25 protein-coding genes are annotated in these 23772 nt (G+C 63.3%); 9 read left to right on the forward strand and 16 right to left on the reverse strand.

Features of this window, described 5'->3' with window-relative positions; genetic code table 11:
* The 5 genes from phnN to V6765_RS16625 all read right to left on the reverse strand — a co-directional run bounded on the left by phnN (position 1) and on the right by V6765_RS16625 (position 4009).
* The gene (gene phnN, locus V6765_RS16605) at positions 1-570 is read right to left on the reverse strand and encodes a phosphonate metabolism protein/1,5-bisphosphokinase (PRPP-forming) PhnN (protein ID WP_448430722.1); all 570 of its coding nucleotides are present in this window, start codon (positions 568-570) and stop codon (positions 1-3) included.
* 4 nt (positions 571-574) lie between these two features.
* Positions 575-1714 carry an alpha-D-ribose 1-methylphosphonate 5-triphosphate diphosphatase gene (locus V6765_RS16610; RefSeq protein WP_448430724.1) on the reverse strand — a complete coding sequence of 380 codons (1140 nt, stop codon included), beginning with the start codon at positions 1712-1714 and terminating at the stop codon, positions 575-577.
* Positions 1711-2466 carry a DUF1045 domain-containing protein gene (locus tag V6765_RS16615; RefSeq protein ID WP_448430726.1) on the reverse strand — a complete coding sequence of 252 codons (756 nt, stop codon included), beginning with the start codon at positions 2464-2466 and terminating at the stop codon, positions 1711-1713. Before V6765_RS16615 ends, V6765_RS16610 begins: the two co-directional genes overlap by 4 nt.
* Before the next feature lie 131 nt (positions 2467-2597).
* A complete protein-coding gene (locus V6765_RS16620) occupies positions 2598-3131 on the reverse strand; it encodes an N-acetyltransferase family protein (protein ID WP_448430728.1) in 534 nt (177 codons plus the stop codon).
* Between the two features lie 122 nt (positions 3132-3253).
* Positions 3254-4009: a Bax inhibitor-1/YccA family protein gene (locus tag V6765_RS16625; protein WP_448430730.1), complete on the reverse strand. Its 756-nt coding sequence runs from the start codon at positions 4007-4009 to the stop codon at positions 3254-3256.
* A 266-nt stretch (positions 4010-4275) separates the two neighbouring features.
* Here V6765_RS16625 and V6765_RS16630 point away from each other — a divergent pair, with 266 nt between their 5' ends.
* Complete coding sequence (locus tag V6765_RS16630; RefSeq protein ID WP_018064780.1) at positions 4276-4479, forward strand: hypothetical protein; 204 nt, start codon at positions 4276-4278, stop codon at positions 4477-4479.
* Positions 4480-4497: 18 nt separating this feature from the next.
* On the opposite strand, the gene V6765_RS16635 is transcribed toward V6765_RS16630, so the two are convergent.
* Entirely contained in the window at positions 4498-7047 is a 2550-nt protein-coding gene (locus V6765_RS16635; protein ID WP_448430732.1) for an ABC transporter permease, read from the reverse strand.
* Positions 7044-7736 (reverse strand): ABC transporter ATP-binding protein, encoded by a 693-nt coding sequence (locus V6765_RS16640; RefSeq protein ID WP_448430735.1) that lies wholly within the window; start codon positions 7734-7736, stop codon positions 7044-7046. Before V6765_RS16640 ends, V6765_RS16635 begins: the two co-directional genes overlap by 4 nt.
* 103 nt (positions 7737-7839) lie before the next feature.
* Between V6765_RS16640 and V6765_RS16645 the strand changes: the two genes are divergently transcribed.
* Both V6765_RS16645 and thpR read left to right on the forward strand, forming a co-directional pair.
* Positions 7840-8493, forward strand: a complete 654-nt coding sequence (locus tag V6765_RS16645; RefSeq protein WP_448430737.1) for an arylesterase — start codon at positions 7840-7842, stop codon at positions 8491-8493.
* Between the two features lie 65 nt (positions 8494-8558).
* Positions 8559-9152: an RNA 2',3'-cyclic phosphodiesterase gene (thpR, locus tag V6765_RS16650; RefSeq protein WP_018064776.1), complete on the forward strand. Its 594-nt coding sequence runs from the start codon at positions 8559-8561 to the stop codon at positions 9150-9152.
* On the opposite strand, the gene V6765_RS16655 is transcribed toward thpR, so the two are convergent.
* Complete coding sequence (locus V6765_RS16655; RefSeq protein WP_448430740.1) at positions 9104-9574, reverse strand: low molecular weight protein-tyrosine-phosphatase; 471 nt, start codon at positions 9572-9574, stop codon at positions 9104-9106. The two genes, thpR and V6765_RS16655, sit on opposite strands and share 49 nt — an antisense overlap.
* Positions 9575-9591: 17 nt before the next feature.
* Here V6765_RS16655 and V6765_RS16660 point away from each other — a divergent pair, with 17 nt between their 5' ends.
* The 4 genes from V6765_RS16660 to V6765_RS16675 all read left to right on the forward strand — a co-directional run bounded on the left by V6765_RS16660 (position 9592) and on the right by V6765_RS16675 (position 11976).
* Positions 9592-9927, forward strand: coding sequence for a 4a-hydroxytetrahydrobiopterin dehydratase (locus tag V6765_RS16660; RefSeq protein ID WP_448430742.1), 336 nt, complete (start codon positions 9592-9594; stop codon positions 9925-9927).
* Between the two features lie 39 nt (positions 9928-9966).
* Positions 9967-10344, forward strand: a complete 378-nt coding sequence (locus V6765_RS16665) for a YkvA family protein (RefSeq protein ID WP_448430744.1) — start codon at positions 9967-9969, stop codon at positions 10342-10344.
* 224 nt (positions 10345-10568) lie between these two features.
* Positions 10569-11072: an invasion associated locus B family protein gene (locus V6765_RS16670; RefSeq protein ID WP_448430746.1), complete on the forward strand. Its 504-nt coding sequence runs from the start codon at positions 10569-10571 to the stop codon at positions 11070-11072.
* Between the two features lie 139 nt (positions 11073-11211).
* The gene (locus V6765_RS16675; protein WP_448430748.1) at positions 11212-11976 is read left to right on the forward strand and encodes an SDR family NAD(P)-dependent oxidoreductase; all 765 of its coding nucleotides are present in this window, start codon (positions 11212-11214) and stop codon (positions 11974-11976) included.
* Between the two features lie 26 nt (positions 11977-12002).
* On the opposite strand, the gene V6765_RS16680 is transcribed toward V6765_RS16675, so the two are convergent.
* Positions 12003-12755, reverse strand: a complete 753-nt coding sequence (locus V6765_RS16680) for a SapC family protein (protein WP_448430750.1) — start codon at positions 12753-12755, stop codon at positions 12003-12005.
* 204 nt (positions 12756-12959) lie between these two features.
* On the opposite strand from V6765_RS16680, the gene V6765_RS16685 reads away from it, so the two are divergent.
* Complete coding sequence (locus V6765_RS16685; RefSeq protein ID WP_448430752.1) at positions 12960-13754, forward strand: transferrin-binding protein-like solute binding protein; 795 nt, start codon at positions 12960-12962, stop codon at positions 13752-13754.
* Positions 13755-13944: 190 nt separating this feature from the next.
* Positions 13945-15255 (forward strand): surface lipoprotein assembly modifier, encoded by a 1311-nt coding sequence (locus tag V6765_RS16690; protein WP_448430754.1) that lies wholly within the window; start codon positions 13945-13947, stop codon positions 15253-15255.
* 10 nt (positions 15256-15265) lie between these two features.
* On the opposite strand, the gene V6765_RS16695 is transcribed toward V6765_RS16690, so the two are convergent.
* The 7 genes from V6765_RS16695 to V6765_RS16725 form a co-directional block, all read right to left on the reverse strand.
* On the reverse strand, positions 15266-16060 hold the full coding sequence (locus V6765_RS16695; RefSeq protein ID WP_448430756.1) for a metallophosphoesterase family protein: 795 nt from the start codon (positions 16058-16060) through the stop codon (positions 15266-15268).
* Positions 16061-16193: 133 nt separating this feature from the next.
* Entirely contained in the window at positions 16194-16886 is a 693-nt protein-coding gene (gene araD, locus V6765_RS16700) for an L-ribulose-5-phosphate 4-epimerase AraD (protein WP_448430758.1), read from the reverse strand.
* 11 nt (positions 16887-16897) lie between these two features.
* The gene (araA, locus tag V6765_RS16705) at positions 16898-18406 is read right to left on the reverse strand and encodes an L-arabinose isomerase (protein ID WP_448430760.1); all 1509 of its coding nucleotides are present in this window, start codon (positions 18404-18406) and stop codon (positions 16898-16900) included.
* Positions 18407-18495: 89 nt separating this feature from the next.
* Positions 18496-20157 (reverse strand): ribulokinase, encoded by a 1662-nt coding sequence (locus V6765_RS16710; RefSeq protein WP_448430762.1) that lies wholly within the window; start codon positions 20155-20157, stop codon positions 18496-18498.
* Positions 20158-20224: 67 nt separating this feature from the next.
* On the reverse strand, positions 20225-21196 hold the full coding sequence (gene yjfF, locus V6765_RS16715; RefSeq protein ID WP_448430764.1) for a galactofuranose ABC transporter, permease protein YjfF: 972 nt from the start codon (positions 21194-21196) through the stop codon (positions 20225-20227).
* Positions 21193-22206, reverse strand: a complete 1014-nt coding sequence (locus tag V6765_RS16720) for an ABC transporter permease (RefSeq protein ID WP_448430766.1) — start codon at positions 22204-22206, stop codon at positions 21193-21195. The genes yjfF and V6765_RS16720 overlap by 4 nt, the downstream gene beginning before the upstream one ends.
* On the reverse strand, positions 22206-23717 hold the full coding sequence (locus V6765_RS16725) for a sugar ABC transporter ATP-binding protein (protein WP_448430768.1): 1512 nt from the start codon (positions 23715-23717) through the stop codon (positions 22206-22208). Before V6765_RS16725 ends, V6765_RS16720 begins: the two co-directional genes overlap by 1 nt.
* Positions 23718-23772 lie beyond the last annotated feature (55 nt).

A 23772-nucleotide genomic window follows, 5' to 3' on the forward strand; every position in this document is an offset into this window, starting at 1 on the left:
TCAGGGCTCACTGGCTGCAAGGCTTTCCCTGATAAGCGCAACCAGCCGATCGCCGGCGGTTTCAAGCGCATCGGAATTGTCGATCGTAACCACATCGAATTCGCCGTGAACCGCCATGGTCGACCGGGCAAGGCGGGCGGCAATTTGTTCGGCGCTCTCGCGCCCACGCGCGGCAAGCCTTGCGGCAAGGATTTCGGGCCGCGCGGTGACATTGACCACGGTGAGCCGGGCAAAGGCCGCGCGGAAATCATCGAGCGCCTTGCGCGAACCGTTGCAGAGCGCCACCCCGCCATTGGCGACGAAGGCGCGGTGTTCGGCCGGTATGCCGTAGTCCAGATCATGCGCGGACCATGAAACCGCAAAGCCGCCCACAGCCTTTTTTGCCGCGAAGGCGTCCGGTGTCATGGTCTCGTGGATCTCGCTGTCGTGGTCGCTCGGCCGGGTGATTACGCGCCGCACCACGGCAAAGCGCGGATGGCTTCGAAGGACGGTAGCTGCGTAGTTGATCACGCTGTCCTTGCCCGCTCCGCTCGGGCCGACCACGACGATCATCCTGCCCGGCTCGGCCATCCGGTCAGGCCACCCGCTTGCCGGCCCGCCAGACAGCGCGGGTCACCGGCGCGCCGGCGGGGCGGTGGACGCGCACCAGATCGGCCCTCAGCCCCGGCGCGATCCGCCCGCGATCGTCAAGCTTCACGGCTCTCGCCGGAGTCGCCGTCACCATCTTCAGCGCGCGCGGCAGGCTGATCGTCTCGATCGTATCGGCGAGGATGAACGGCGCGTAGAGCAGGCTGAAAGGCACGTAATCCGACGACAGCACATCGAGCACGCCGCGCTCTGCGAGATCGCGCGCGGCGATGTTCCCGGAATGCGATTTGCCGCGCACCACATTGGGCGCGCCCATCAGCACCGACATTCCAGCCTTGTGCGAGGCGTTGGCGGCCTCGAGACTCGTCGGAAACTCGGCGACCGCAACGCCATGGCCGATCGCCTCTTCCACATGGGCAAGCGTGGCGTCGTCGTGGCTGGCAATGGCGATGCCGCGGGCGGCGCAGTGGTCGGAGATCATCTGCCGGTGCCGCCCGGCATATTTTTCCGACTGGCCCTGACGCTCCGCGACGAAGGCGGCGAAGGCCTCATCGGAAAGTCCGCGCTTCGGCTTGTAAAAAAGCTCGTATTGGGAAAGATCGGTGAACTGCCGCTGGCCCGGCGCATGGTCCATCAGCGATGTCAGCCTGACATGCGGATCGTTCTCGAAGCCGGCGAAATGCTCCATGACGTTGGCGGCGGAAACCTCGCAGCGTAGATGCAGGAAATGCTGGGCCTTCAGCCGGTTTTCGCGCTCGGCCTGCTGGATCGCGTCGGCCATGTCGCGCATCTCGCCGAGATCGAAGCCGTCGGTATCGTCGGATCCCATGCGCAGGCAGTCGAAAACAGTGGTGATGCCGGACGCGATGATCTGGCCGTCATGGGCCTGCACGGCCGCGATCTTGTCCCAGCGCACGCCGGGGCGCGGCGCATAATGGCCTTCGAGATGATCGGTGTGAAGCTCGATCAGGCCGGGGATCAGGTAGTCGCCCTCCATGTCGTCGCCATGGCGGGTCGGGTGTCCCGAGATGTCAACGATTTCGCCGTCGCGCGCCAGGAGCGCGCCATGCACGATCTCGTCCTCAAGCACGATCCGCGCATTGGTGAAAACGGTTTCGGCGCTCATTCCTCGGTTTCTCCGGCCTCAGTCTCACTCGTACCTGTCTCTTCGGTCCCGAAAAGCGTGGTTTGGCCACCCGTCAGCGGCTGCCAGCGGCGGATGACGAAGGGCGCGCCGCGCCGCTCCTCCATGAACAGCCCGAGGCCGGAAATTTCAAGCGGCTTGCCGACGAAGGGGGCGAAATAATCCTCGATGGCTGTCTCGATCACATGCATGTCGGTTCCGGTCACCGGCCCCGTCAGCGTCATGTGGAAGCGGAAGTCATCGAAGACGTAAGGGTAGCCCCAGCGCTCCAGATTGTCGCGCTCGGTCTCGCTCAGTTCCTCCGGCTTGCGCCGCGCGATCTCCTCATTGGCGAGCGGCGCGCGCATCGGCTCGAAATAGCGCACCACATCGGCGGCGAAATCCTGCAGCATCTGGCTTTCTCCAGCCGGAACGAGGGCGTGGAACTTGCCGAGCTTGCCGAGCTTCAATTCGGGTATGTCGAACGGGCTGTGCTTGCGGCAGAACACGTCGAAGGCGGCCTCCAGCGCTGCCGGCGTGGCGTTGTCGGCTAGCCGGAACGGCGCCTTCAGCGTGGCGTGGAAGCCGTAGCGGGCGGCCGCCGCCGTCACGGCGCTCATCCGGCCGGCGGCGAGCGCGATACTGTCTGGAAACGGCCGTTCCTCGCCGGCAAAGGCGTCGTAGCCGAGCCAGCGGCTGGCGGCAATCGTCAGGGGATGGTCGATGGCGGGAGTGAAATAGATGGCGTAGCGCAAATCGTTTTCCTTGCCCGAAATGAAGGGAGGATGAGGAAAGTGCAGGGATTCGTCCGTCTTTGCAAGGCGTCCCGTCTTCTTCAATGCGCGGCCCGAGCGGATGGTTCCGCCGGCGGCGATGTCACACGCGGTCAAAGCGATAATGGCAGCGGGTCGCTCCGGTTCCCCTCGCCAAGCGGGCGCTGCATGAATACGGTGTCCAACCATTTGCCGTGCTTGAAGCCGGTGCCCGTCAGCCGGCCCGCCTCGGTGAAGCCGAGCGCCGCGTGGAGCGCGATGGAGGCCGGGCTGGCCCCGCCGATGACGGCGACCATCTGGCGGAAGCCGCGCGTCTCGCATTCCTCGATCAGCCGCGAAAGCAGGCTTTTGCCGACGCCCTTGCCGCGTGCTTCCGGAGAGAGATAGACCGAGTTTTCGACCAGCCAGCGATAGGCAGGCCGCGTGCGGAAGGCGCTGGCATAGGCATAGCCGATCACGCGGTCGCCCTCGACGGCGGCAAGATAGGGGTAATGGGCGGCGGTGATCGCGGTCATCCGCGCTTCCATTTCGTCCCGGCCCGGCGGCTCCAGTTCATAGCTCGCGACCCCGTTCAGCACGCTTTCGGCATAGATTTCGGTGATTGCGGTAAGATCGGCGGGTGCGGCAGGGCGGAGGATTACGGTCATGGTCTCGGTCGCGGCGGTTGGAGGGATGCGATAACGATAATCCGCTTACCCTCCTCATGGAAGCGGGCATGAAAAAGGCGGCCCGAAAGCCGCCTTGATCAGGTTGATATCCTCGATCGGGATCAGTTCCGGTTGCCGAGCAGGCGCAGCAGGAACAGGAACATGTTGATGAAGTCGAGGTAGAGCGTCAGCGCGCCCATCACCGCCTTGCGGCCAGCCACTTCATGGCCGTCGCCTTCATAATACATTTCCTTGATCTTCTGCGTGTCCCAGGCTGTCAGGCCGGCGAAGATCAGCACGCCGAGAACCGAGATCGCGAAGCCGAGCGCGCTCGACTGCAGGAAGATGTTGACGATCATGGCGATGATGATGCCGAACAGGCCGATCACCATGAAGGAACCCATCGCCGACAGATCACGCTTGGTGGTGTAGCCGTAAAGCGACAGCGCGCCGAACGAGGCAGCGGTGATGAAGAAGGTCTGGACGATGCTCTGGCCGGTATAAACCAGGAAGATCGTCGACAGCGAAATACCGGTCAGCCCGGCATAGACCCAGAACGCGGTCTGGGCGGCGGCGACGCTCATCTTGTTGATGCGGAACGCCAGAAAGAAGAAGGCGATCAGCGGGGCGAACATGACGAGCCACTTCAGCGGCGAGGCGTACATGACCTGACCGAACTGGGTAAGCTGAACCTGGCCGCTGGCATCGCCCGATACCGAGGCCGTGAAGATTCCAAAAGCCGCGATGCCGGTGATCACGAGGCCAAGCGCCATGAGATTGTAGACGCGCAGCATATAGGCGCGCAGTCCCTGATCGATCTCAGCGCTCGCCTGGGCTCCCGCCTGCGCGTGGTTCTGATAGTTGCGAAGATCAGCCATTGAGTTCCTCTAAAAAAGCCCCTCGTTGCTCACGGTGTCGGGCATCGCAGCATGGCGACAGCCCAGGCGCCGCTGGGGGGCTCCAGCAAGCCTGACGATAATATGAGGGGAATGGCAATGTGATACAAGGCATATCCGTTTGAAATCGGTCGCCAATTCCTCAAATTTTCGTAAGATTGAGCCGTCCGGCCTCCAAAACCGCGACCGAAAGCACCATCTTCCCTTAAAAAGACCCGTTCGTCCGGTCTTCAGATAAGAGGATATTCATGCGCTATTTCATCGCCGTCATTCTGCCGTGGCTTTCGTTTTTCACCATCGGCAAACCGTTTTCGGGGGTCATCTGCCTGATCCTGCAGATCACCCTGATCGGCTGGCCGGTTGCCGCGCTTTGGGCGCTGTTCGCGGTGCAGAACTACTGGGCCGACCGCCGTAACGCCGAACTGATGGACGCGCTGCGCCGCGACAAATAGTCTCATTTCTCCAGGCCCTCAAAGCTCGCGCAGATAGAGCGCGGGCTTCTGGCCGAGCAGATGCCAGGTGCCGGCAAGGCCGATGGCGACGGTGACGATCACCGCGCCGATGACGGTGGCAAGCGCCACCGGCGGCAGCAGGGCAAAGGGCAGCATCATGATCTTCGTCAGCGCATACCATGCAGCAGCCGAACCGGCGGCGAGCGCGAAGACGCCGGTTGCAAGCCCCAGGAGCAGATACTCGTAGACGAAGGCCCGGATCAGCGCCGGGCGGGTCGCGCCCAGCGTCTTCATCACCACCGCATCATGACCGCGCCGGCGATTGCCGGCGGCCAGCGCGCCGGAGAGCACGAGCACGGACGCGATCAGCGCGATTGCCGCCGCCGCCCGGATCGCGGTCGCAAGCTGGCTGACGAGATCGCCCGCGATTTCCAGGGCCGCTTTTACCTCGATCGTGGTGACGGTCGGGAAGGCGCGGGTGACGGCGCCCAGGATGTCAGCGTTCTTGGCGGTATCCGAGCCCGGATCGGTGAGGGTGGCGAGCCAGGCATGCGGCGCGCCGGCGAAGGTGTTTGGCGAAAACACCATCACGAAATTGATCGACAGCGAGTCCCATTCGACATTGCGGAAATTCGCAATCGTCGCGGTGATATCGCGGCCGAGCACGCTGATGGTTACGGTATCGCCAAGCTTGAGGCCGAGCTCTTGTCCTTCCTCCGCTGAAAACGACACCAGTGGATCGCCGCTATAGTCCTCTGGCCACCATTCGCCCTCGGCGAGCGTCGAGTTTTCCGGCAGGTCGGCGTCATAGGTGATGCCGCGGTCGCCTCTGAGCACCCATTTGGCGTCTTCCGAAGGGGCTTCCCATTCGCTCGCCCGCGTGTCGTTGAGGGCGAGGATGCGGCCGCGCAGCATCGGCACCAGCGCCAGTTCGCCCTCAGACGCTTCCTCGTTTATCAGCGCCTTGAAGCCGTCGACCTCGCTGCCCTGGATGTCGACGAAGAAGAAATCGGGCGCGCGTTCCGGCAGCGAGCGCGAAAGCTCGCGGTTGAGATTGCCGTCGATCAGCGCCAGGCCGACCAGCAGCGTGAGCCCGAGGCCGAGAGAAAGCACGACCGAACCCGTCAGCGCGCCGGGACGGTGGATATTGCCGACCGCGAGCCTGAGCGAGGGCGCGTGCGGGCGCGGGGACTTCGCGGCAAGCCACTTGATGGCGAGCGCCACCAGCCGCAGCACCACGAAGGCGCCGGCGACGGAGGCAAGAAACACAGCCGCGACGAAGCGTTCTTGTGCGGTGAAGATCGCAAGTGCGGCCAATACTGCCAGCGTCACCCCGGTGGCCACCAGGAACGGCCAGGCCGGGCGGCCGCCCTCGTCAAAACTGTGCTCGCGCAACAGCGCGGTCGCCGGCACATTGCGGGCGGCGGCGAGCGGCAGGATCGCGAAGGCGAGCGCGGTCAGGATGCCGAACAGCGCCGCCAGCGCCAGAGCGAGGGGGAAGATGCCGGCGGGGATCGCGATTTCGAGCAGAGAGGAGAGCAGCGGCAGCGCGATCAGCGGGATGATGGCCCCGAAAACGAGGCCGATCGCAATCCCGATCAGCGCGACCAGCATGATCTGCAGAAAATAGATCGCGACCACCATGTCAGCCGGCGCGCCCATGCATTTGAAGGCGGCGATCGCCCGGCGGCGGCTTTCCAGATAGGCGCTGACCGCATTGGCAATCCCGACGCCGCCTGTGATCAGCGTGGCAAGGCCTACCAGCGTCAGGAATTCCGACAGCCGGTCGACATTCTCGCTGAGCGAGGGGGCCGCGCGGTCGCTGGTGCGGATCTGCCAGCCGGTATCGGGGAATTTCTCCTCCGCCTCGGTCTTCACCGCTTCCGGCGTTGTCGCCGGATCGGCGAGCCGCACGCGGTAGCCGTATTCGGCAAGGCTGCCGATCTGGACGAGGCCCGAGGCGTCGAGCGCGTCTCGGCTGATCAGGATGCGCGGGGCGAAGGCGAAGCCTTCCGAAAGCGCGTCGGGCTCCTGCACCAAAGTGCCGGATACGACGAGTTCTGCATTGCCGAGCAGCAGACTGTCGCCGGGGGCAAGCCCCAGCCGCTCCGCCAGGAGTGGCGCGACAAGAACGCCGTATCGGCCATCGGTCTCGGCAAGCGCTTCGCCGACGGGCATGGCGGGATCGGCTATGACTTCGCCATAGAGCGGATAGGCCCCGTCGACGGCCTTGATCTCCGCGAGCGACTGGTCCGTGCCATCGGGAAGCCGGGTCATCGAGCGCATCGTCACCGATTGCGACGTCTGCCCCAGCGTCTCGATATAGCCAAGCGCATCGCCGGAAAGCGGCTCGTTGTCGCGTTCGAAGCGGATATCGGCGGCGAGAATCTCGCGGCCGCGTTCGGCAATCCCTGCATTGACGGCCTGCGACACCGAGTTGACGGCGGCGATCGCGGCCACGCCGAGCGCGATGCAGGCGAGGAAGATGTAGAAGCCCGAAAGCCCGCCGCGCATTTCGCGCAGCGCAAATTTCAGCGCGAGGAGAAGGTTGAGTCGGTTTTGCCTCATTGCGCGGCAAGCCCGGCGGGGGAAACGATTTCGCCGGAGCGGACGTGCACCTGCCGGTCGCAGCGCGCGGCAAGCGTTGCGTCATGGGTGACCAGTACGAGCGTGGTGCCCATCTCGCGCTGGCGAGCGAAAAGCAGGTCCGCGATCTGCGCGCCGGTATCGCCGTCGAGATTGCCGGTCGGCTCGTCGGCGATCAGCACCGCCGGTTCCGGCGCCAGCGCCCGGGCAATCGCCACCCGCTGCTGCTCGCCGCCGGAAAGCTGGCCGGGATAATGGCTGAGACGATGGCCGAGGCCCACGCTCTCAAGGGCGGCGCGGGCGCGCTGGAAGGCGTCGCGCTTGCCGGCAAGCTCCAGCGGGATCGCGGCGTTTTCAAGCGCCGTCATGTTGGCGATCAGGTGAAAGGACTGGAACACGATGCCGATATTTTCGCCCCTGAAGGCTGCAAGCGCATCCTCCGAGAGGTTCGAAAGCGGGGTGTCGAGAATGGTGATTTCGCCGCTGTCGAGCCGCTCGAGGCCGGCGATCACCATCAGCAGCGTCGATTTGCCGGAGCCGGAGGGGCCGAGAATGCCGACAGATTCGCCGCTGCCGATGTCAAGCGACATGCCCTTCAGCACATGAACGGCGGCGGTGCCCCTGCCTAAGGTCAGGTGGGCGTCTTCAAGTGCAATCAGATTTTCGGACAAATTCGCTTCCCGCTTTGAAATTCGATGATCGGCTCAACACATAGAGGAATACGCAGCTACGGTCCCGATGGACCGGGTGAAAACTGGATTTAGGAGTTCGACCATGCGATTAAAAGCGACAGCGCCGATTGTTTTTGCCGCTCTTGCGCTCTCCGGCGCCTCGGCAAGCGCCGAAACGCCGCTCGAAATCGTCGTGCTCGGCGACAGTCTGGTCGCCGGCTACGAACTCGCGCCGGGCGAGGATTACCCGTCAAAGCTTGAGACCGCGCTCAAGGAGGCCGGCTACGATGTTGCGATCTCCAATGCCGGCGTTTCGGGCGATACCACCAGCGGCGGTCTGGCCCGGCTCGACTGGTCGGTGCCCGACAGCGCCAATGCCGTGATCCTGGAGCTTGGCGCCAATGATGCGTTGCGCGGCCTTTCGCCGGATCGGGCCGCCGAAAACCTGTCGACGATCATCGAGCGGCTTCAGGACCGCGAAATTCCGGTGATGCTGATGGGCATGATGGCGCCGCCAAATATGGGCGCCGATTATGGCGCGGACTTCAACGCGATCTATCCCGAACTCGCCAGCGAGTATGGGCTGGAGCTCTATCCGTTCTTCCTCGATGGCGTCGCCACCCATGCCGAATACCAGCTTGCCGACGGCATGCATCCCAATGCGGCGGGCGTGGATGTGATGGTGGAAAAGACGCTGCCCAGCGTCGAAGCCTTCATCCGGTCGATCAGGCCACAGAGCGGGGGACAATCAAATTAACGCTTGCCTCAAGGCGGGTTAAGTGATTCGCTGAGGGTACGACTAGCAGATTCGGGGAGCTCGCCATGCCGAGAATTTTCACCGCCCTCGAAATCCCGCGCGAACAGGCGTTAAGTCTTTCGCTGTTGCGCGGCGGCCTGCCCGGGGCCCGCTGGATCGATGTGGAGAACTACCACATCACCTTGCGGTTCATCGGCGATGTCGACTTCCGCACCGCAGACGAGGTCGTTCACTGGCTTGACCGGATCGAGCGTCCGTCCTTTCGCCTCAGCCTCGCCGGAACCGGCCATTTCGGCTCCAAGAAGCCGCATTCGATCTGGGCCGGCGTGTCGCCCTCGCCAGAGCTCGTCGCGCTGCAGGCCGATATCGACCGCATCTGTCAGAGGCTCGGGCTGAAGGCCGATCCGCGCAAGTTCATGCCGCATGTCACGCTGGCGCGGCTGCGCGGCGCCAAGGTTTCCGATGTCGTCGATTACCTGGCCGCGCGCGGCAATTTCCAGACGCTGCCGTTCACGGTCGGGCGCTTCGTGCTGATGTCGTCGCGCGATTCCGTCGGCGGCGGGCCCTACAAGGTCGAGGAGGCGTTCGATCTTTACGATCCGCAGGATGCCTACAGCTTCGACAACAGCGACTGGCAGCCCGCCAACAGCATGTGGTAGACGGTCTCGAAGCCGTCTTCCGCGTCATAATAGGGGTCGGGGATCTCTTCGCGCCGGCCGAGCGTGTATTCGCTGAAGAGGGCCACGGTCGCATCCGGAGCGGGGCCGGCGAGTCGGTTCAGCGCCGTGACATTGTTGAAATCCATGCCGAGGATCAGCGAGAACCGGCTGAAATCCTGCCGGGTGATCTGGCGGGCGCGCTGATTTGCGATATCGAAGCCATGGCGGATCGCCGTCGCCCGTGAGCGCGGATCGGGTAGTTCACCCTGATGCCAACTGCCGATGCCGGCGGAATCCAGCCTGAATTCGTCAAGCCGCCCGGCGTCTCTTGCAAGCTGGGCAAACAGGCCCTCGGCCAGCGGCGAGCGACAGATATTGCCGCTGCAGACGAACAGAACGGCGTGTTTATGCGGTTGTGCCATGATGTTTGCGCAATTTCATGAACGATATTCTCGAAATGGAGGATGCCATGGATGACACCCGACTGGAACCGGAAGAGCTGAGCACAGCGCTCGACGCGCGCAAGGGCTGGGCGCTTGCCGAAGACGAGACCGCGATCACCCGCGATTTCAAGTTCGCCGATTTCCGCGAGGCCTTCGCCTTCATGAGCGAATGCGCCCTTGCCGCCGAGCGGATGGATCATCATCCCTCCTGGAGCAATGTCTATAACAGGGTCGGCGTGTCGCTGACCACCCATTCCTCCGGCGGCGTTTCCGCCCTCGACATCGAAATGTCGAAGATCATGGATGCGGCGGCCCGGCGCTATGGCATTTGAGCGCGCACGCCCTATATCGCCGGTAACACGGAGTTTGTCATGAGCGATATCAAATATGGCGACATTCTTGAGCCGGGCGACGAGGAGACGCAGGCCGAAAACGAGCGGATCGTGCGCGAGGGTTTCTGGCGCAAGCTGACCCGCACGGCGGCGCGCATCCCCTTCGCCCGCGATGCCGTCGCTGCCTATTACTGCGCCACCGACCGCAACACGCCACTCGGCGCGCGGGTGGTGCTTTACGCGGCGCTTGCCTATTTCATCATGCCCGCCGATCTCATTCCGGATATCTTCCTGTTCGTCGGCTTTACCGACGATCTGGCGGTGCTGACCACGGCCCTGACCATGATCCGCAGGAACATCGAGGATGAGCACTATGATCGCGCGGATTCGGCGCTGACATCGATCCGCAAGCACTGATTGGAATTCGATCCGCCCTCTGCCGCAATCTTGCCGTGATTGGCGGCATTTGTCGTGGCATAATCGTCAGGACGCACATGCGCGAGACCAGGTCGGAAACCGTTTCGGTGTTGAGATTTTGGTAACCTCGCTTGCGTATGTATTTGGACAAGTCTCAAAGTCGCGGGGCGCGCATCTTTATGGTGCCGCGACCGGCCCAAAGCAGAGAAAATCGGCAGGATCACATGTTTGCAAAAAGAATCGTCCTCGTACTGGTACTTCTATTCACCGGCGCCTCGATCGCTTCCGCGCAGACGCCGACGCCCATCCAGAAATTCGACGCATGGGTCGCCTATTCCTACCAGTCGGATGCCGGCAAGGTGTGTTACGCCCTTTCGGTGCCGGCCAAGAAGGATCCGGCGAATGTCGATCACGGCGACAACTTCTTCGTGGTGACCAAATATCCGGGCCAGAACGTTTCGCTTGAGCCGCAGGCGATGATGGGCTTCACCCTCAAGGAAGGCTCGACTATCGACGTAGTGGTCGATGGCAAGAGCTTCCCGATGTATCACAAGGGCAAGGGCGGCTGGCTTGAAAACGCCGCGCAGGAGCCGACGCTGGTGGCCGCCATGAAGGCCGGCCGCACCATGGAGGTGGACGCCACCTCCGCCCGCGGCACCAAGACGTCCCACACCTATTCCCTGATCGGCATCACCGCGGCGCTGAACAAGATCAGCACCTGCAACTGATCAAGCTCTGATTGACGCCAAAACCCGGCTTCGGCCGGGTTTTTGCATTTGAGTGGCAGCTCTCGAGCAAAATCACCGGTGGCCTTGCAAGAGGCTTTCGGTCTATAAAATTCGCATTCTCGATTGAAAGGTTGGCCCCATGATACCCGTCGACGATCTCGTTGGAATGAAGGTTCTGGTAACGGGCGCAAGTTCCGGCATTGGCGCTGCGGCCGCGGCCGCGTTTTCTCGTTCCGGGGCCGAGGTGTGCCTGCATTATTACAGCGGCAGGGAAGCGGCCGAAACGCTGGCGGCGGAGCTGAGGGCGGCGGGCGGCAAGGCCCATGTGGTCGGCGGCGATGTCTCGCGCGCGCCGGATACCGAGCGGATCGTGAAGGAAGCGGCGGAGCTGATGGGCGGGCTCGATTGCCTTGTCAACAATGCCGGCGCGATCGGCCGGGTCGCGGTCTCCGATTTCGACGAGGCGATCTATGAGCAGGTCTTCGATCTCAACACCCGCTCGATCCTCAGAATGGTGCGCCACGCCGCACCCTTGCTCAGGGAAAGCGATCGCGCCTCGATCATCAATCTCGGCTCCATCGCCGGGCGTCATGGCGGCAACAAGGGATCGGGTGTTTATGCCGCGGCCAAGGCGGCCGTCCATTCACTGACGCGCAGTCTCGCCAAGGAACTCGCTGGCGACGGCATTCGCGTCAATGCCCTGGCGCCCGGCGTCATCGAGACGCCGTTTCACGACGAGACGCCGCACGCAGCCATGAACGCGGCGCTGAACGCGATCCCGCTCGGGCGGCTCGGCACGGCGGAGGATTGCGCCTGGAGCTTCGTGTTCCTGGCCTCGCCGACCATGGCCGGCTTTATCACCGGCCAGATCATCGACATCAATGGCGGGCAATATATGCCCTGACCGGCGGCCAGCCGCCGGTTGGCCGTTCAGGCGCTTTTGACGAAGCGCTGGTTGCGTTCCATCAACAGGCCCCAGTTCTGGGCGGAGGCGAGGTGGAGCGCGATCGCGTCCGTCCAGCCCTTTTCCGTCCACTGTTTCAGCGTCCTTGCCGGCAGCGCGCGGTAACGCTCGATATCGATGACGCTGAAACCGTCGAGGCGGTAGCGCGACTTGTCCGGGAAATCCATGTCGACATGGCGGGCGACCAGAATATCCGCCTCGGAAATCGCCTTCAGGAAGGCGGTGTCCTGCGCGCGGTGCTGGTGATAGGCCTCGCACAGATGCAGCATAGGCTCGACCGCCTTGCTGGCGGTGCCGTCCTCGTTGAAGATCGGCGCGGCATCCGGCGCATCGGCAAGCGGCTTGATCCGGCCGCTCTCGCTGTCATAGGCGAGGTAGCGGGTGTCCTGGTCCGGCGACTGCACCAGAATGAAGGGGTAGCGGCGGATATAGGCCGGAATGTAGGTGCGCGCCGCCCAGGCGCCGTCTTCCTCGAGCATCAGATTGCGGCCCTGCTTCAGCCCGACGATCGCCACCGGAGAGGGCTCTTTTCCGCCGACGAACACGATCGGATAATGCCGGATCGAGGGCATGAATTCGCTGACCGAAAGCGGGATTGCCGTGGCCTCGGCCGTGAAGGAAAAATCCTGGCTGCCGACAAGCCCCATCGCCTTGTGGTCCTCGAAGCGCAGCACCTGCGGCTTCCTGTAGAAAAGCGGCAACTGGGTTTGGGTGGTCATTGAATTATGGTCTCCTCTCGGCCCTGTCCGGTATGACGTACCGCTCTCTTACATGGGTTGCCGGAACGGAACAATCGCTGATCTCTTCTCGATTCGTCTTGCCTGAGTTGCAGGTTATAATTTCTTTTACCTCTGGTTGACATTGCAAGCGGAGATTGAGAAAGTTAACTACTTGTTAATCTGACGAGTGACTGGAGAGGGACAATGAGATATCTGACATGTGTCGTGCTGGGCGCGGCCGCGCTCGCGGCTGGCTGCGGCAACAATGGCAATGATGGCATCGCAACCAACGCGCTTGGTTATTACGGGGACGTGAACTGGGACACGGGCCGGATCGACGGGTCGGGGACGGCGGAGGCCGGTATTCGTGTCAACGATGATGACAGCGTGACCGTTCAGATCAACGAGGGTCCCTATGCCGGGGAAACCACAACATTCTATTACGATGGCGCGGGCGGCTACACGACCGACGACGCCGATGCCTATCTGCAGCTCGGCTATTTCGACAATCCGAACGTCAAGGATGGCCCGGTGGTGGCCCTGATCGACGTTGGTGGGGATGACGAAGAGCTAACCCTGATGGCGCTCCGCTCAAGCAACGACATGACGGCCGAATCCGACATGCCGCTCACGGGCTTTGCCACCTATACCGGCAGCCATCTGGGCGGAGCGACGATCCCCGGCCAGTATCTCGATTATATCGAGGGCGGTTTCCAGGCCAATGTCGATTTCGGCACCGGTCAGCTTGCCGGCGCCATGCAAAGCGATCTTGGCGATATCACCTTCGATGCCACCATTTCCGGGGCCGAGTTCAACTCGAACGCCAATTCGATCGCGATCGGTAATGACTACGGCGTCATCAACCAGGGGGCTTCCGCCGTCGAGGGCGGCTTCTACGGAGCCGGCGCTGCCGGCATGGCGGGGACCTATATGCTGAACGGCCAGGGGTCGCTGGATGGGGCAGGCGCCGTCGGCGCCTTCGTCGCCGACCGGAACTGACCGTCGCCGGGACGATCACGGGCCGGGCAAGGCCCGTGATCATGATCGGCAGATATTCCGGGCAATCGAGCGGTGATACCTTTCGCAAAGGCGCGGATCCGTTCTAAGCATGTAATTCAAGCCTTTTCGCAGACCTCGGGCAAAGCCATGCGGTCGCGAAACGCAGTGGTACAGAGTTCGCGGTCATCGGATGCAGTTCGCACGTCTCATTCTCCGTCTGAAACGCATGGCGGCTCCGGCCCTCATGGCGTTCATCGTCGGCTTTGGCGGGAAGGCGGCGCTGGCGGACAACCCGTTTCCCGAAATCAAGAGGCTGATCGAATCGGGTCAGTATGACCAGGCGATGGCGCTCTCGGCGCATCTGACCCGGGATCCGGAAATGTCCGCCCTGTCGCAGAAATTCACCTATGCGCTGATCCTGAAGCGCCAGGGGAAGCTGAAACAGGCGGCGGGGATCATGCGCGCAATTCTCGCGGAAAAGCCGAACCTGTCGCGGGTGCGTCAGGAGCTTGCCCATACGCTCTCGCTAATGGGCGAGAAGAAGGCCGCGATCTACCATTTCTCGATCCTCGCCGACAATGCGCCGAGCGAATCGCTGCGCTCCTTCTACGAGGATTTCATCGACCGCGTGAACCTCGATCGGCCATGGACGCTCGGCGGCTATGTGGCGATCGCCCCCAGCACCAACATCTCCAATTCAACCGACGAGGACCTCGTTCATATCGGCGGCATTCCGCTTGTGCCCGGCGAAAAGGCCGAAAGTGGCGTCGGGCTGAACTATGGCGTGAACGGCACCTATACGTTCGAACTTGTCGACGATCTCTCGCTCACCTTCGGCGGCTCGGTCACCGGCCTCGCCTATAAGGAAACCGTCTATAACCAGACCCAGTTTGGCGGCTTCTCGCAGCTTTCCTGGCGCATGGATCCCTGGATCTTCAGCGGCGGCATCGCGGCAGAGCGGGTGCTCCTGGGCAATGAGCCTTATCGCACAGGCTATGGCCCGGTGTTTTCCGTGCGCCGGTCTTTCGGCGCCTTCGGCGTCACCTCGGCCAATTTTTCCTATCAGTGGCTGGATTATGATGAGGTCGATGCCTTTGACGGCTATCAGGTCGGTTTCAGCCTCAATCACCGCTACGCGCTGACGGCGGCGAGCAGCATCCGCGTCGGCGGCGGCTACAACTATGTCCATGCCGAAAACGACATCAATTCCTATGATGGCTATAATCTGAATGCCAAATATGCGCGCGAATGGTCGGGCGGCATCCTCACCGATATCGCGGTCTCGGGCACGCTCAGGGATTATGTCGGCGATTTTCCGCTGATGACCGAGTCGCGTCTTGACCGGCGCATTGACGTCGAGGTCGGCGCGACGTTCCGCACGCTGGCGATGAAGGGCTTCGCGCCCCGATTGGAATACGCCTATTCGCAGAATTTTTCGAATGTCGAGCTCTATGATTACAACAAGAGCACGGTCTCGCTGTTCGTGACCAAGCAGTTTTAGCGCATCGGGCTCAACCTTGGCGCTGCGCGGCCGCCTGCAAGAACTCGACCTCGCGCCCCGGTCGGATGATCGCGGCGGTCAGCCGGCCCTTGGCATAGGCGCCGGTATCGATCGAGATCACCCCGTTCGCCATGACAGGCCTGTCGACCACGGTGTGGCCGTGGACGATCCATGTGCCGTCCTCGCGCGGCAGTTGCCCGAACGCCGGATGCCCCCAGGTCAGGTTGGCCGGGCGCTGGTGCTCCAGCGGCTTGCGGGGGTCTGCGCCGGCGTGCACCACGGCGACATTGCCGCTTTTCCAGAGCCGGGGCATTGCCTCCAGAAAGCCGGCCATGTCGCCGAGCTGCTGGAGCAGGGCGTTGCGAACCACGGGAAAATTGCGGTCCGCCAGCGCGTTGCCGAGGGAAATTTCCCTGAAGCTCTGAAGCGTCTGCAGCCCGCCATTGCGGAGCCACCGTTCCCCCTTTTCCTCTGGCGCATTCAGGAAGTCGAGGAGCATTTCCTCGTGATTGCCCCTGAGACAGAGGATATCGCCGTCGCGGTTCTGGCGCTCGTGGAGCATCCTCAACACGCCGGCGGAATTCTCGCCGCGGTCGATATAGTCGCCGACATGGACGATCTTCATACCGGGCGCGGCGGCGGCGATCTTGTCCCACAGCGCGGCGAGCGCGTCGGCGCAGCCGTGAATATCACCGATCGCGGCAAAGCCCTCGTCCGGCGTCGGCAGGCCGCCGCGAAACGGCCGCACGGGTTCCGCCCGGTTTTCGGGGGCAGGGCGGGTGAAGAGGCGTCGCAGTGATTTCATGGTCGGGACGTCTCCTGCAGAGGCCAGACGGCGTGGTCGCGGGCGCGCCGCGAATATGCACTCACGCTAACAGAGAGCGGGCCCGCCGCGCAAGAAACCCATGTCAGACCTGCCCGCGCCGGGTTTGCTATGGCTACTCCGGCTGTCCGTAATAGGCGGTCGCGCCGTGCTTGCGCAGGAAGTGCTTGTCGAGCAGTTCCTGCTCGATCGGCTTCAGGCCAGGCTCAAGCTGCAGCGATGACAGCGCCATATCGGCGATGCATTCCACCGCCACGGCAACCTCGACGGCCTTGGCGACCGTCTTGCCCCAGGTGAACGGCGCGTGGCGGTTGACGAGCACGGCCGGAAAATCGAGCGGATTGAGGTCCCTGAACCGCTCGACGATGACATTGCCGGTCTCCCATTCATAGCCGGATGCGATCTCCTCCGGCGTCATCTTCCGGGTCACCGGTATCTCGCCATAGAAATAATCCGCATGGGTGGTGCCGAAATTGGGGATGGCGCGACCGGCCTGGGCGAAGGCGGTGGCGCGGGTCGAGTGGGTGTGGACCACGCCGCCGATCTCCTCGAAGGCCAGAAACAGGCGGCGGTGCGTGGGCGTATCGGAGGAGGGGCGCATATTGCCTTCCACGATGTTTCCCTCGAAATCGACGATCACCATGTTTTCCGGCGCGAGATCGGCATAGTCGACCCCGCTCGGCTTGATCGCGAACACGGCCCTGTCTCGGTCGACCGCGCTGGCATTGCCGAAGGTGAGGTTGATCAGCCCCTGTTTCGGAAGGGCGATATTGGCTTCATAGGCCTCGCGCCGGATTTCCTTGTACATGGCCTGCCTCCTCAAGCCTTGATGCCGAGGCCGAGATGCCAGTAGATCTCGTTGTTCCTGAGATCCTGCTTGAACCGGTCGATCCGGGTGTCGTCATTGATGACGGCAAGCTCGATGCCGGCCATGGTGGCGAAATCCTCCAGCATTTCGGTGGTTACATCGTTGGAATAGGCGGTGTGGTGGGCGCCGCCGGCCAGAATCCAGGCGGAAAGCGCGGTCTTGAAGTCCGGCTTGCATTCCCAAACGGCGCGCGCCACCGGCAGTTTCGGCAGGTCGGGGTGCTCGACCGAGGTCACCTCGTTGACCAGAAGACGGAAGCGGTTGCCCATGTCCATCAGGCTGGCGTTGAGCGCCGGGCCGAGCTTCGCGTTGAAGACCATGCGCACCGGATCGGCCTTGCCGCCGATGCCGAGCGGATGGATTTCGATCGACGGCTTGCCGTCGGCGATCGAGGGGCAGATTTCCAGCATGTGCGAGCCGAGTACCTGCTCGTGGCCGGGCGCCATGTGGTAGGTGTAGTCCTCCATGAAAGAGGTCGCCCCGCTCATGCCGTGGCCCATCACCTTCAGCGCGCGCACCAGCGCCACGGTCTTCCAGTCGCCCTCGCCGGCAAAGCCATAGCCGGCCGCCATCACCCGCTGGGTCGCCATGCCCGGCAGCGTCTCCATGCCGTGCAGGTCTTCGAACGTGTCGGTAAAGCCCTTGAAGCCGCCGGCCTCGAGGAAGGTCTTCAGGCCGAGCTCCTGGCGCGCGGCGTTCAGCAGGCTGTCATGGCGATCGCCGCCCTTTTTCAGAACATCGGCAACATTGTATTCATTCTCGTAGCTTGCCGCGAGATCGGCGACATCGCCGTCGGAAAGCGTGTTCATGACATCGACAAGGTCCATGATGCCATAGCCGTTGACCGAGAAGCCGAGCTTCATTTCGGCGGCGACCTTGTCCCCCTCGGTGACGGCAACCTCGCGCATATTGTCGCCGAAGCGGCAGAACCGGCCGCCCTGCCAGTCGTCCCAGGCGCGCGCGGCGCGCATCCAGGCGTCGATTCGGGCGTGCACTTCCGGGTCGCTCCAGTGGCCCGCGACCACCTTGCGGCCGAGCCGCATGCGGGTGTGGATGAAGCCCGCCTCGCGGTCGCCATGGGCGGCCTGGTTCAGGTTCATGTAGTCCATGTCGATCGTGTCCCACGGCAGTTCGCGGGCATACTGGGTATGGAAGTGCAGGAACGGCTTGTTGAGCAAATTGAGCCCGCGGATCCACATTTTCGACGGTGAGAATGTGTGCATCCACAGGATCAGCCCGCCGCATTCCGGATCGGAATTGGCGCGGACCGCCAGTTCGGTCGCCTCCGCCGGGCTCTTGACTACGGGCTGCGGCACGATTTCGAGCGGCAGATTGCCATCCGTCGACAGTGCGGTCGCGATCTCGGTGAATTGCGCGTCGACCTGGGCGAGCGTTTCGGGGCCGTAGAGATGCTGCGAGCCGCAGACGAACCAGATTTTCAGTGGTTTGAGGCCGATCATGTTTATCCTCCGGAATGTGAGCGCGTCGATGGATTGCCGTTTTCCGTCCTGACGCGCGTGAAGCAAGTGTGTGGCGCTTTCGCGCCCTGTTATGCGTTTCGAACCCTGTCGCGGATGTCGATCAGATCCTTCATGATCTTCGACAGGTCGGAATCGCGGGTAATCCCGCCGAAACCGTCATGCAGGGTCAGGTAGAGACCGTAGAGCTCCTCATAGACCGCGACGTTTTCGGGGATCGGGTCGTAGCGGATATCCTTCAGCCCGGTCATCGCACGCGTGGTGGCCTTGATGTCCTCATGGGCGCCGGCGACGGAGGCGGCGGCCACGGCCGCGCCCAGCGCGCAGGTCTGCGCCGAACGGGTCACAAGCATCGTCCGGTTCATGACGTCGGCATAGGTCTGCATCAGCATCGGGTTTTTCTCGGCGATGCCCCCGGCGCAGACGACCTTGTCGATCGGCACGCCGTAATCGGTCATGCGCTCGACGATGGCGCGCGCGCCGAAGGCGGTGGCCTCCACCAGCGCGCGGTAGATCTCGGCGCGGGTCGAATAGAGCGTCTGGCCAAGAATGAGACCCGTCAGGCGCTGGTCGACCAGAATGGTGCGGTTGCCATTGTTCCAGTCGAGCGCCAGAAGCCCGCTTTGGCCGGCCTTCATGCCCGCCGCCTCGCGGGAAAGCTCCTCATGCAGCGCCGGGCCGCCCTGGCAGACCCGTTCGACCCACCATTTGAAGATGTCGCCGACGGCGGACTGCCCCGCCTCGATGCCGTAGAAACCCGGCAGGATCGAGCCTTCGACAATGCCGCAAAGGCCGGGGATGGCGTCCGATTTCGACATGTCGACGATCGCGCAGTCGCAGGTGGACGTGCCGATGACCTTGACCAGCATGCCTTCCTCGATGCCGCAGCCGATGGAGCCGAGATGGTTGTCGAAGGCGCCGGTGGCGATCGCGATGCCTTCCGGCAGGCCGAGCTTTTCGGCCCATTCGGCGCATAGCGTGCCGGCGGGCACCGAAATGTCCTGCGCGGTATCGTAAAGCCGGTCGCGCAGGTCGGCGATCGCGGGATCGAGCATGCCCAGGAATTCCTTGTCCGGCAGGCCACCCCATTTGGGATTGTAGAGCCCCTTGTGGCCGGCCGCGCAGACGCCGCGCTTGATATCGGCGGGCGCCTTGACGCCGGCGAGCACCGAGGGGATCCAGTCGGCAAGCTCGACCCAGGAGGCCGCCGCATCAAAGACGGCGCGGTCGACATTCAGGCAGTGCCAGATCTTCGACCACCACCATTCCGATGAATAGGTATCGCCGACCATGGCGAGATAATGCGGCCGTTCGGCCTTGCCGAGCGCGGTGATCTTCTCGGCCTCGCGCCAGCTCGTATGGTCTTTCCAGAGCCAGCAATGGGCGTTGAGATTGTCGGTAAATTCCGGGTCCATCGCCAGCGCGCCGTTTTGCGCGTTGACCGGAAGCGGGCTGGAGCCGGTGGTGTCCACGCCGATGCCGATCACCTTCGAGGCGTCGAATTTCTCATGCCGGGCCGCCTGTTCCAGTGCGCCGCGAATGCTCGCTTCCAGGCCCTGCAGGTAATCGGCGGGGTTCTGGCGGGCGAGCAGCGGATCATCTGCGTCGAGCATTACGCCTTGATCGCCGCTTGGATAATCGAAGACATGGGTGCCGTATTCAAACCCGTCATCGCAGCCGACGACCAGTGCGCGCACCGAATTTGTGCCGTAATCGATACCGATGGAGAACATGGGTGCCTCGCCTAAACTATTCACTTATTCGCGGGTCCCCGGCAGGCCGGAGACTGTGCTGTTGTTTTCATTGTGCTGTTGCCCGCTCCGTGGTCAAGCGCAGCAAGCCTTTCTGCAGCAGGATGAACAGGAGCAGAAGAATACCGATGGCGATCTTGGTCCACCAGCTCGACAACGTCCCGTCGAAGACGATGTAGGTCTGGATCAGGCCCATGGTCAGCACGCCGAACAGCGTGCCGAACACATAGCCGGCGCCGCCCGTCAGCAGCGTGCCGCCGATGACCACCGTCGCAATCGCCGTCAGCTCCGTTCCGACGGTTGCCAGCGGATAGCCGGAGCCGGTGTAGATCGCGAACACGATGCCGGAAAGTCCCGCCATGAAGCCGGAAAAGGCATAGATCGAGACCGTCGTGCGTCCGATCCGCGAACCCATCAGCCGCGCCGTCTGCTCGCCGCCGCCGAGCGCGAACACATTGGCGCCGAAGCGGGTCTTGTGCGCGACCAGGTGGCCGGCGACAAAGGACAGCAGCATGACGATGCCGATCAGCGTCAGCCGGCCCTTGCCGGGCATCACCCAGTAGGTCTTCTGCAGCATGTTGAAGAATTCATTGTCGATCGGCACGGAATCGATGGTCAGCATATAGGCGACGCCGCGCGCCAGGAACATGCCGGCAAGCGTGACGATGAAGGCCGGCATGCCGAGCGTGTAGATCAGCCAGCCCATCGCCGCGCCGAAGGCCGTGGTAATGGCGAGAAGCAGCGCGAACACGACGAGCGGATGCAGCCCGGTATCGCGCAGCAGAACCGAGATGAACACGCCCGAAAACGCGATCACCGAGCCGACCGAAAGATCGATGCCGCCCGACAGGATCACCACCGTCATGCCGACGGCGACGATGCCGAGATAGGCGTTGTCGGTGAGCAAATTGCCCGCCACACGGGTCGACAGCATGAACGGGAACTGGATGTAGCAGATCGCATAGGCGACGATGAAGATCGCGATCGTGGCGTAGAGCGGATAGAGGCGCGGATTTCTCATTCTCCCGCCTCCTGTGCGGTTTTGCGGGCAAGCATTTTCTGCCGCAGATATTTCAGGTCGCCGGTAATGTTGGGCGATTGCAGGACCAGGATGAAGATCACCAGCACAGCCTTGATCACCAGATTATATTCCGAGGGGAAGCCGGCGAGCAGAATGCCGGTGTCGATGGTCTGGATGATCATCGCGCCGATCACCGCCGCCGAGATTGAGAACCGTCCGCCCATCAGCGAGTTGCCGCCGACGACGGTGGCGAGTACCGCGTCAAGCTCCAGCCAGAGCCCGGCATTGTTGGCGTCCGCGCCGCGGATATCGGCGGTGATGATGATGCCCGCAAGCGCCGCGCAGAAGCCGGAGGCCATGTAGACGGCGATCAGCAGGACGCGGGCATTGATGCCGGCCAGCGCGCTTGCCCGCCGGTTGACGCCGATCGCCTCGATCAGAAGTCCGAGCGCCGTGCGCCGCACCAGCAGGATCGCAAGCGCCGCCGTCAGCACCCAGATCCACACGGGCACCGGAATGCCGAGCAAGGAACCGGAGCCGAGAAAGGCAAAGCCCGGCAGGTTGAAGGTCAGTATCCGCCCCTCGGTGATCAACTGGGCGATGCCGCGTCCGGAGATCATCAGGATCAGCGTGGCGACGATCGGCTGGATGCCGATGAAGGCGACCAGAACGCCGTTGAAGAGGCCAGCAGCGAGGCCGGCGATAACGGCCATGGCGATCGCCGCGGCAAGTCCGTAGCCCGCGCCGATGGTGGCGGCCGCCATCGCGCCGGTAATCGCGATCACCGTGCCGACAGAAAGGTCGATGCCGCGGGTGGCGACCACCAGCGTCATGCCGATCGCGAGCAGCGCCACCGGCGCGCCGCGCTTCAGAACGTCTATCACCGGCCCGACGAAGCGGCCGGACGAATATTCGATCTGCAGGAAGCTCGGGAAGAACAGGCTGACGAGGGCCACCAGAACCGCGAGCGTGATCAGTTGCGGGATAACGCGTTTCAGTCCGGCGGGCATCACACGGCCTCCGTCTTCTTGGAGGAGGCGATCGTCTTGACGATGTTGTCGGTGGCGATCTCCGCGCCTGTCAGTTCGGCCACATGGCGGCGGTCGCGCACGACGATGACGCGGTCGGAAACCGCAATCAGTTCGTCAAGCTCGGATGAGATGATCAGGATCGCCATGCCCTCCTCGGTAATGGTCTGGATCAGGTGCAGGATTTCCGCGTGGGCTCCGACATCGATGCCGCGCGTCGGCTCATCGAGGATCAGGAAGCGCGGGTTCATCGCCAGCCAGCGGGCAAGCACGACCTTCTGCTGATTGCCGCCGGAGAGTTCGCCGATCGGCTTTTCCGCGCTGGAGGTGCGGATATCGAGCTTTTCGATATATTCCGCGGCCAGCCGGTCCTGCTCGGCGCGGCTGATCGGGCGCGCCCAGCCGCGCCGCGCCTGCAGCGCCAGCGCGATGTTCTCGCGCACCGACAGATCGGCGATGATGCCGTCGGTCTTGCGGTCCTCGGGCGCAAAGCCGAAGCCGGCCGCGATCGCATCGCGCGGATTGGCGATCGAAATCTTGCCGTTGTCATCGGAAATCGAGCCGGACTGGGCGCTGCGAACGCCGAACATCAGCTCCGCGGTTTCGGTGCGGCCGGAACCGAGCAGCCCGGCCAGCCCGACCACCTCGCCGCGATGGATGTCGAGATCGAAGGGCTCGATGAAATTGCGCTTGCCGAAATCGCGGACCTTGATCAGCGGCTCGCTGCCGACCCGGCCTTCGGTGCCGCGGCGCTGGGCGTCGGCTTCGCTCTCGTCCAGCTCGCGGCCGAGCATGTGGGAAATCAGCCGCACGCGGTCGAGCTCGGCGGTCTTCTCGGTGGTGATCTTGCAGCCATTGCGCAGCACGGTCACGCGGTCTGTGAGCGCGAAGACCTGATCGAGGAAGTGGGAAACGAAGATGATGCCGAGGCCCTCGTCGCGCAGCTTGCGCACGACATCGAACAACATCTCGACCTCGCGAGCGTCGAGGCTGGCGGTCGGCTCGTCGAGGATCAGCACCTTGCCGGAAAGCGCCACCGCGCGGGCGATGGCGACGATCTGCTGGACGGCGACCGAATAGCTGCCGAGATCGCGGTTGACGTCGATGTCGAGGCCGTAGCCGGCGATCATCGCTTCGGCCTCGCGGCGCATCGCGCCGCCGTCGATGATGCCGAAGCGGCGTGGTTCGCGGCCGAAGGTGAGGTTCTGCGCGACCGTGAGGTTCGAAAGCAGGTTCACCTCCTGATAGACCGTGCCGATGCCGAGATCCTGCGCCTCCAGCGTCGAGCGCGGTGAAATGGTCTGGCCCTCCAGCGTGATCGTGCCTTCGTCGCGGCTATAGGCGCCGGTCAGGCATTTGATCAGCGTGGATTTGCCAGCGCCGTTTTCGCCGAGCAGGGCGTGCACTTCGCCGGCGGCAAGCTCGAAGCCGACATCGTCGAGCGCCTTCATGCCGACGAAGCTCTTGGTGAGGTTTTGAATTGTCAGAAGCATTTTCGAGCACCCTGGATCGATCGCGCGGCGCCTTTTGTCTTGCAAGCATTTTCGG

This window comes from Martelella sp. FOR1707, assembly GCF_053484265.1.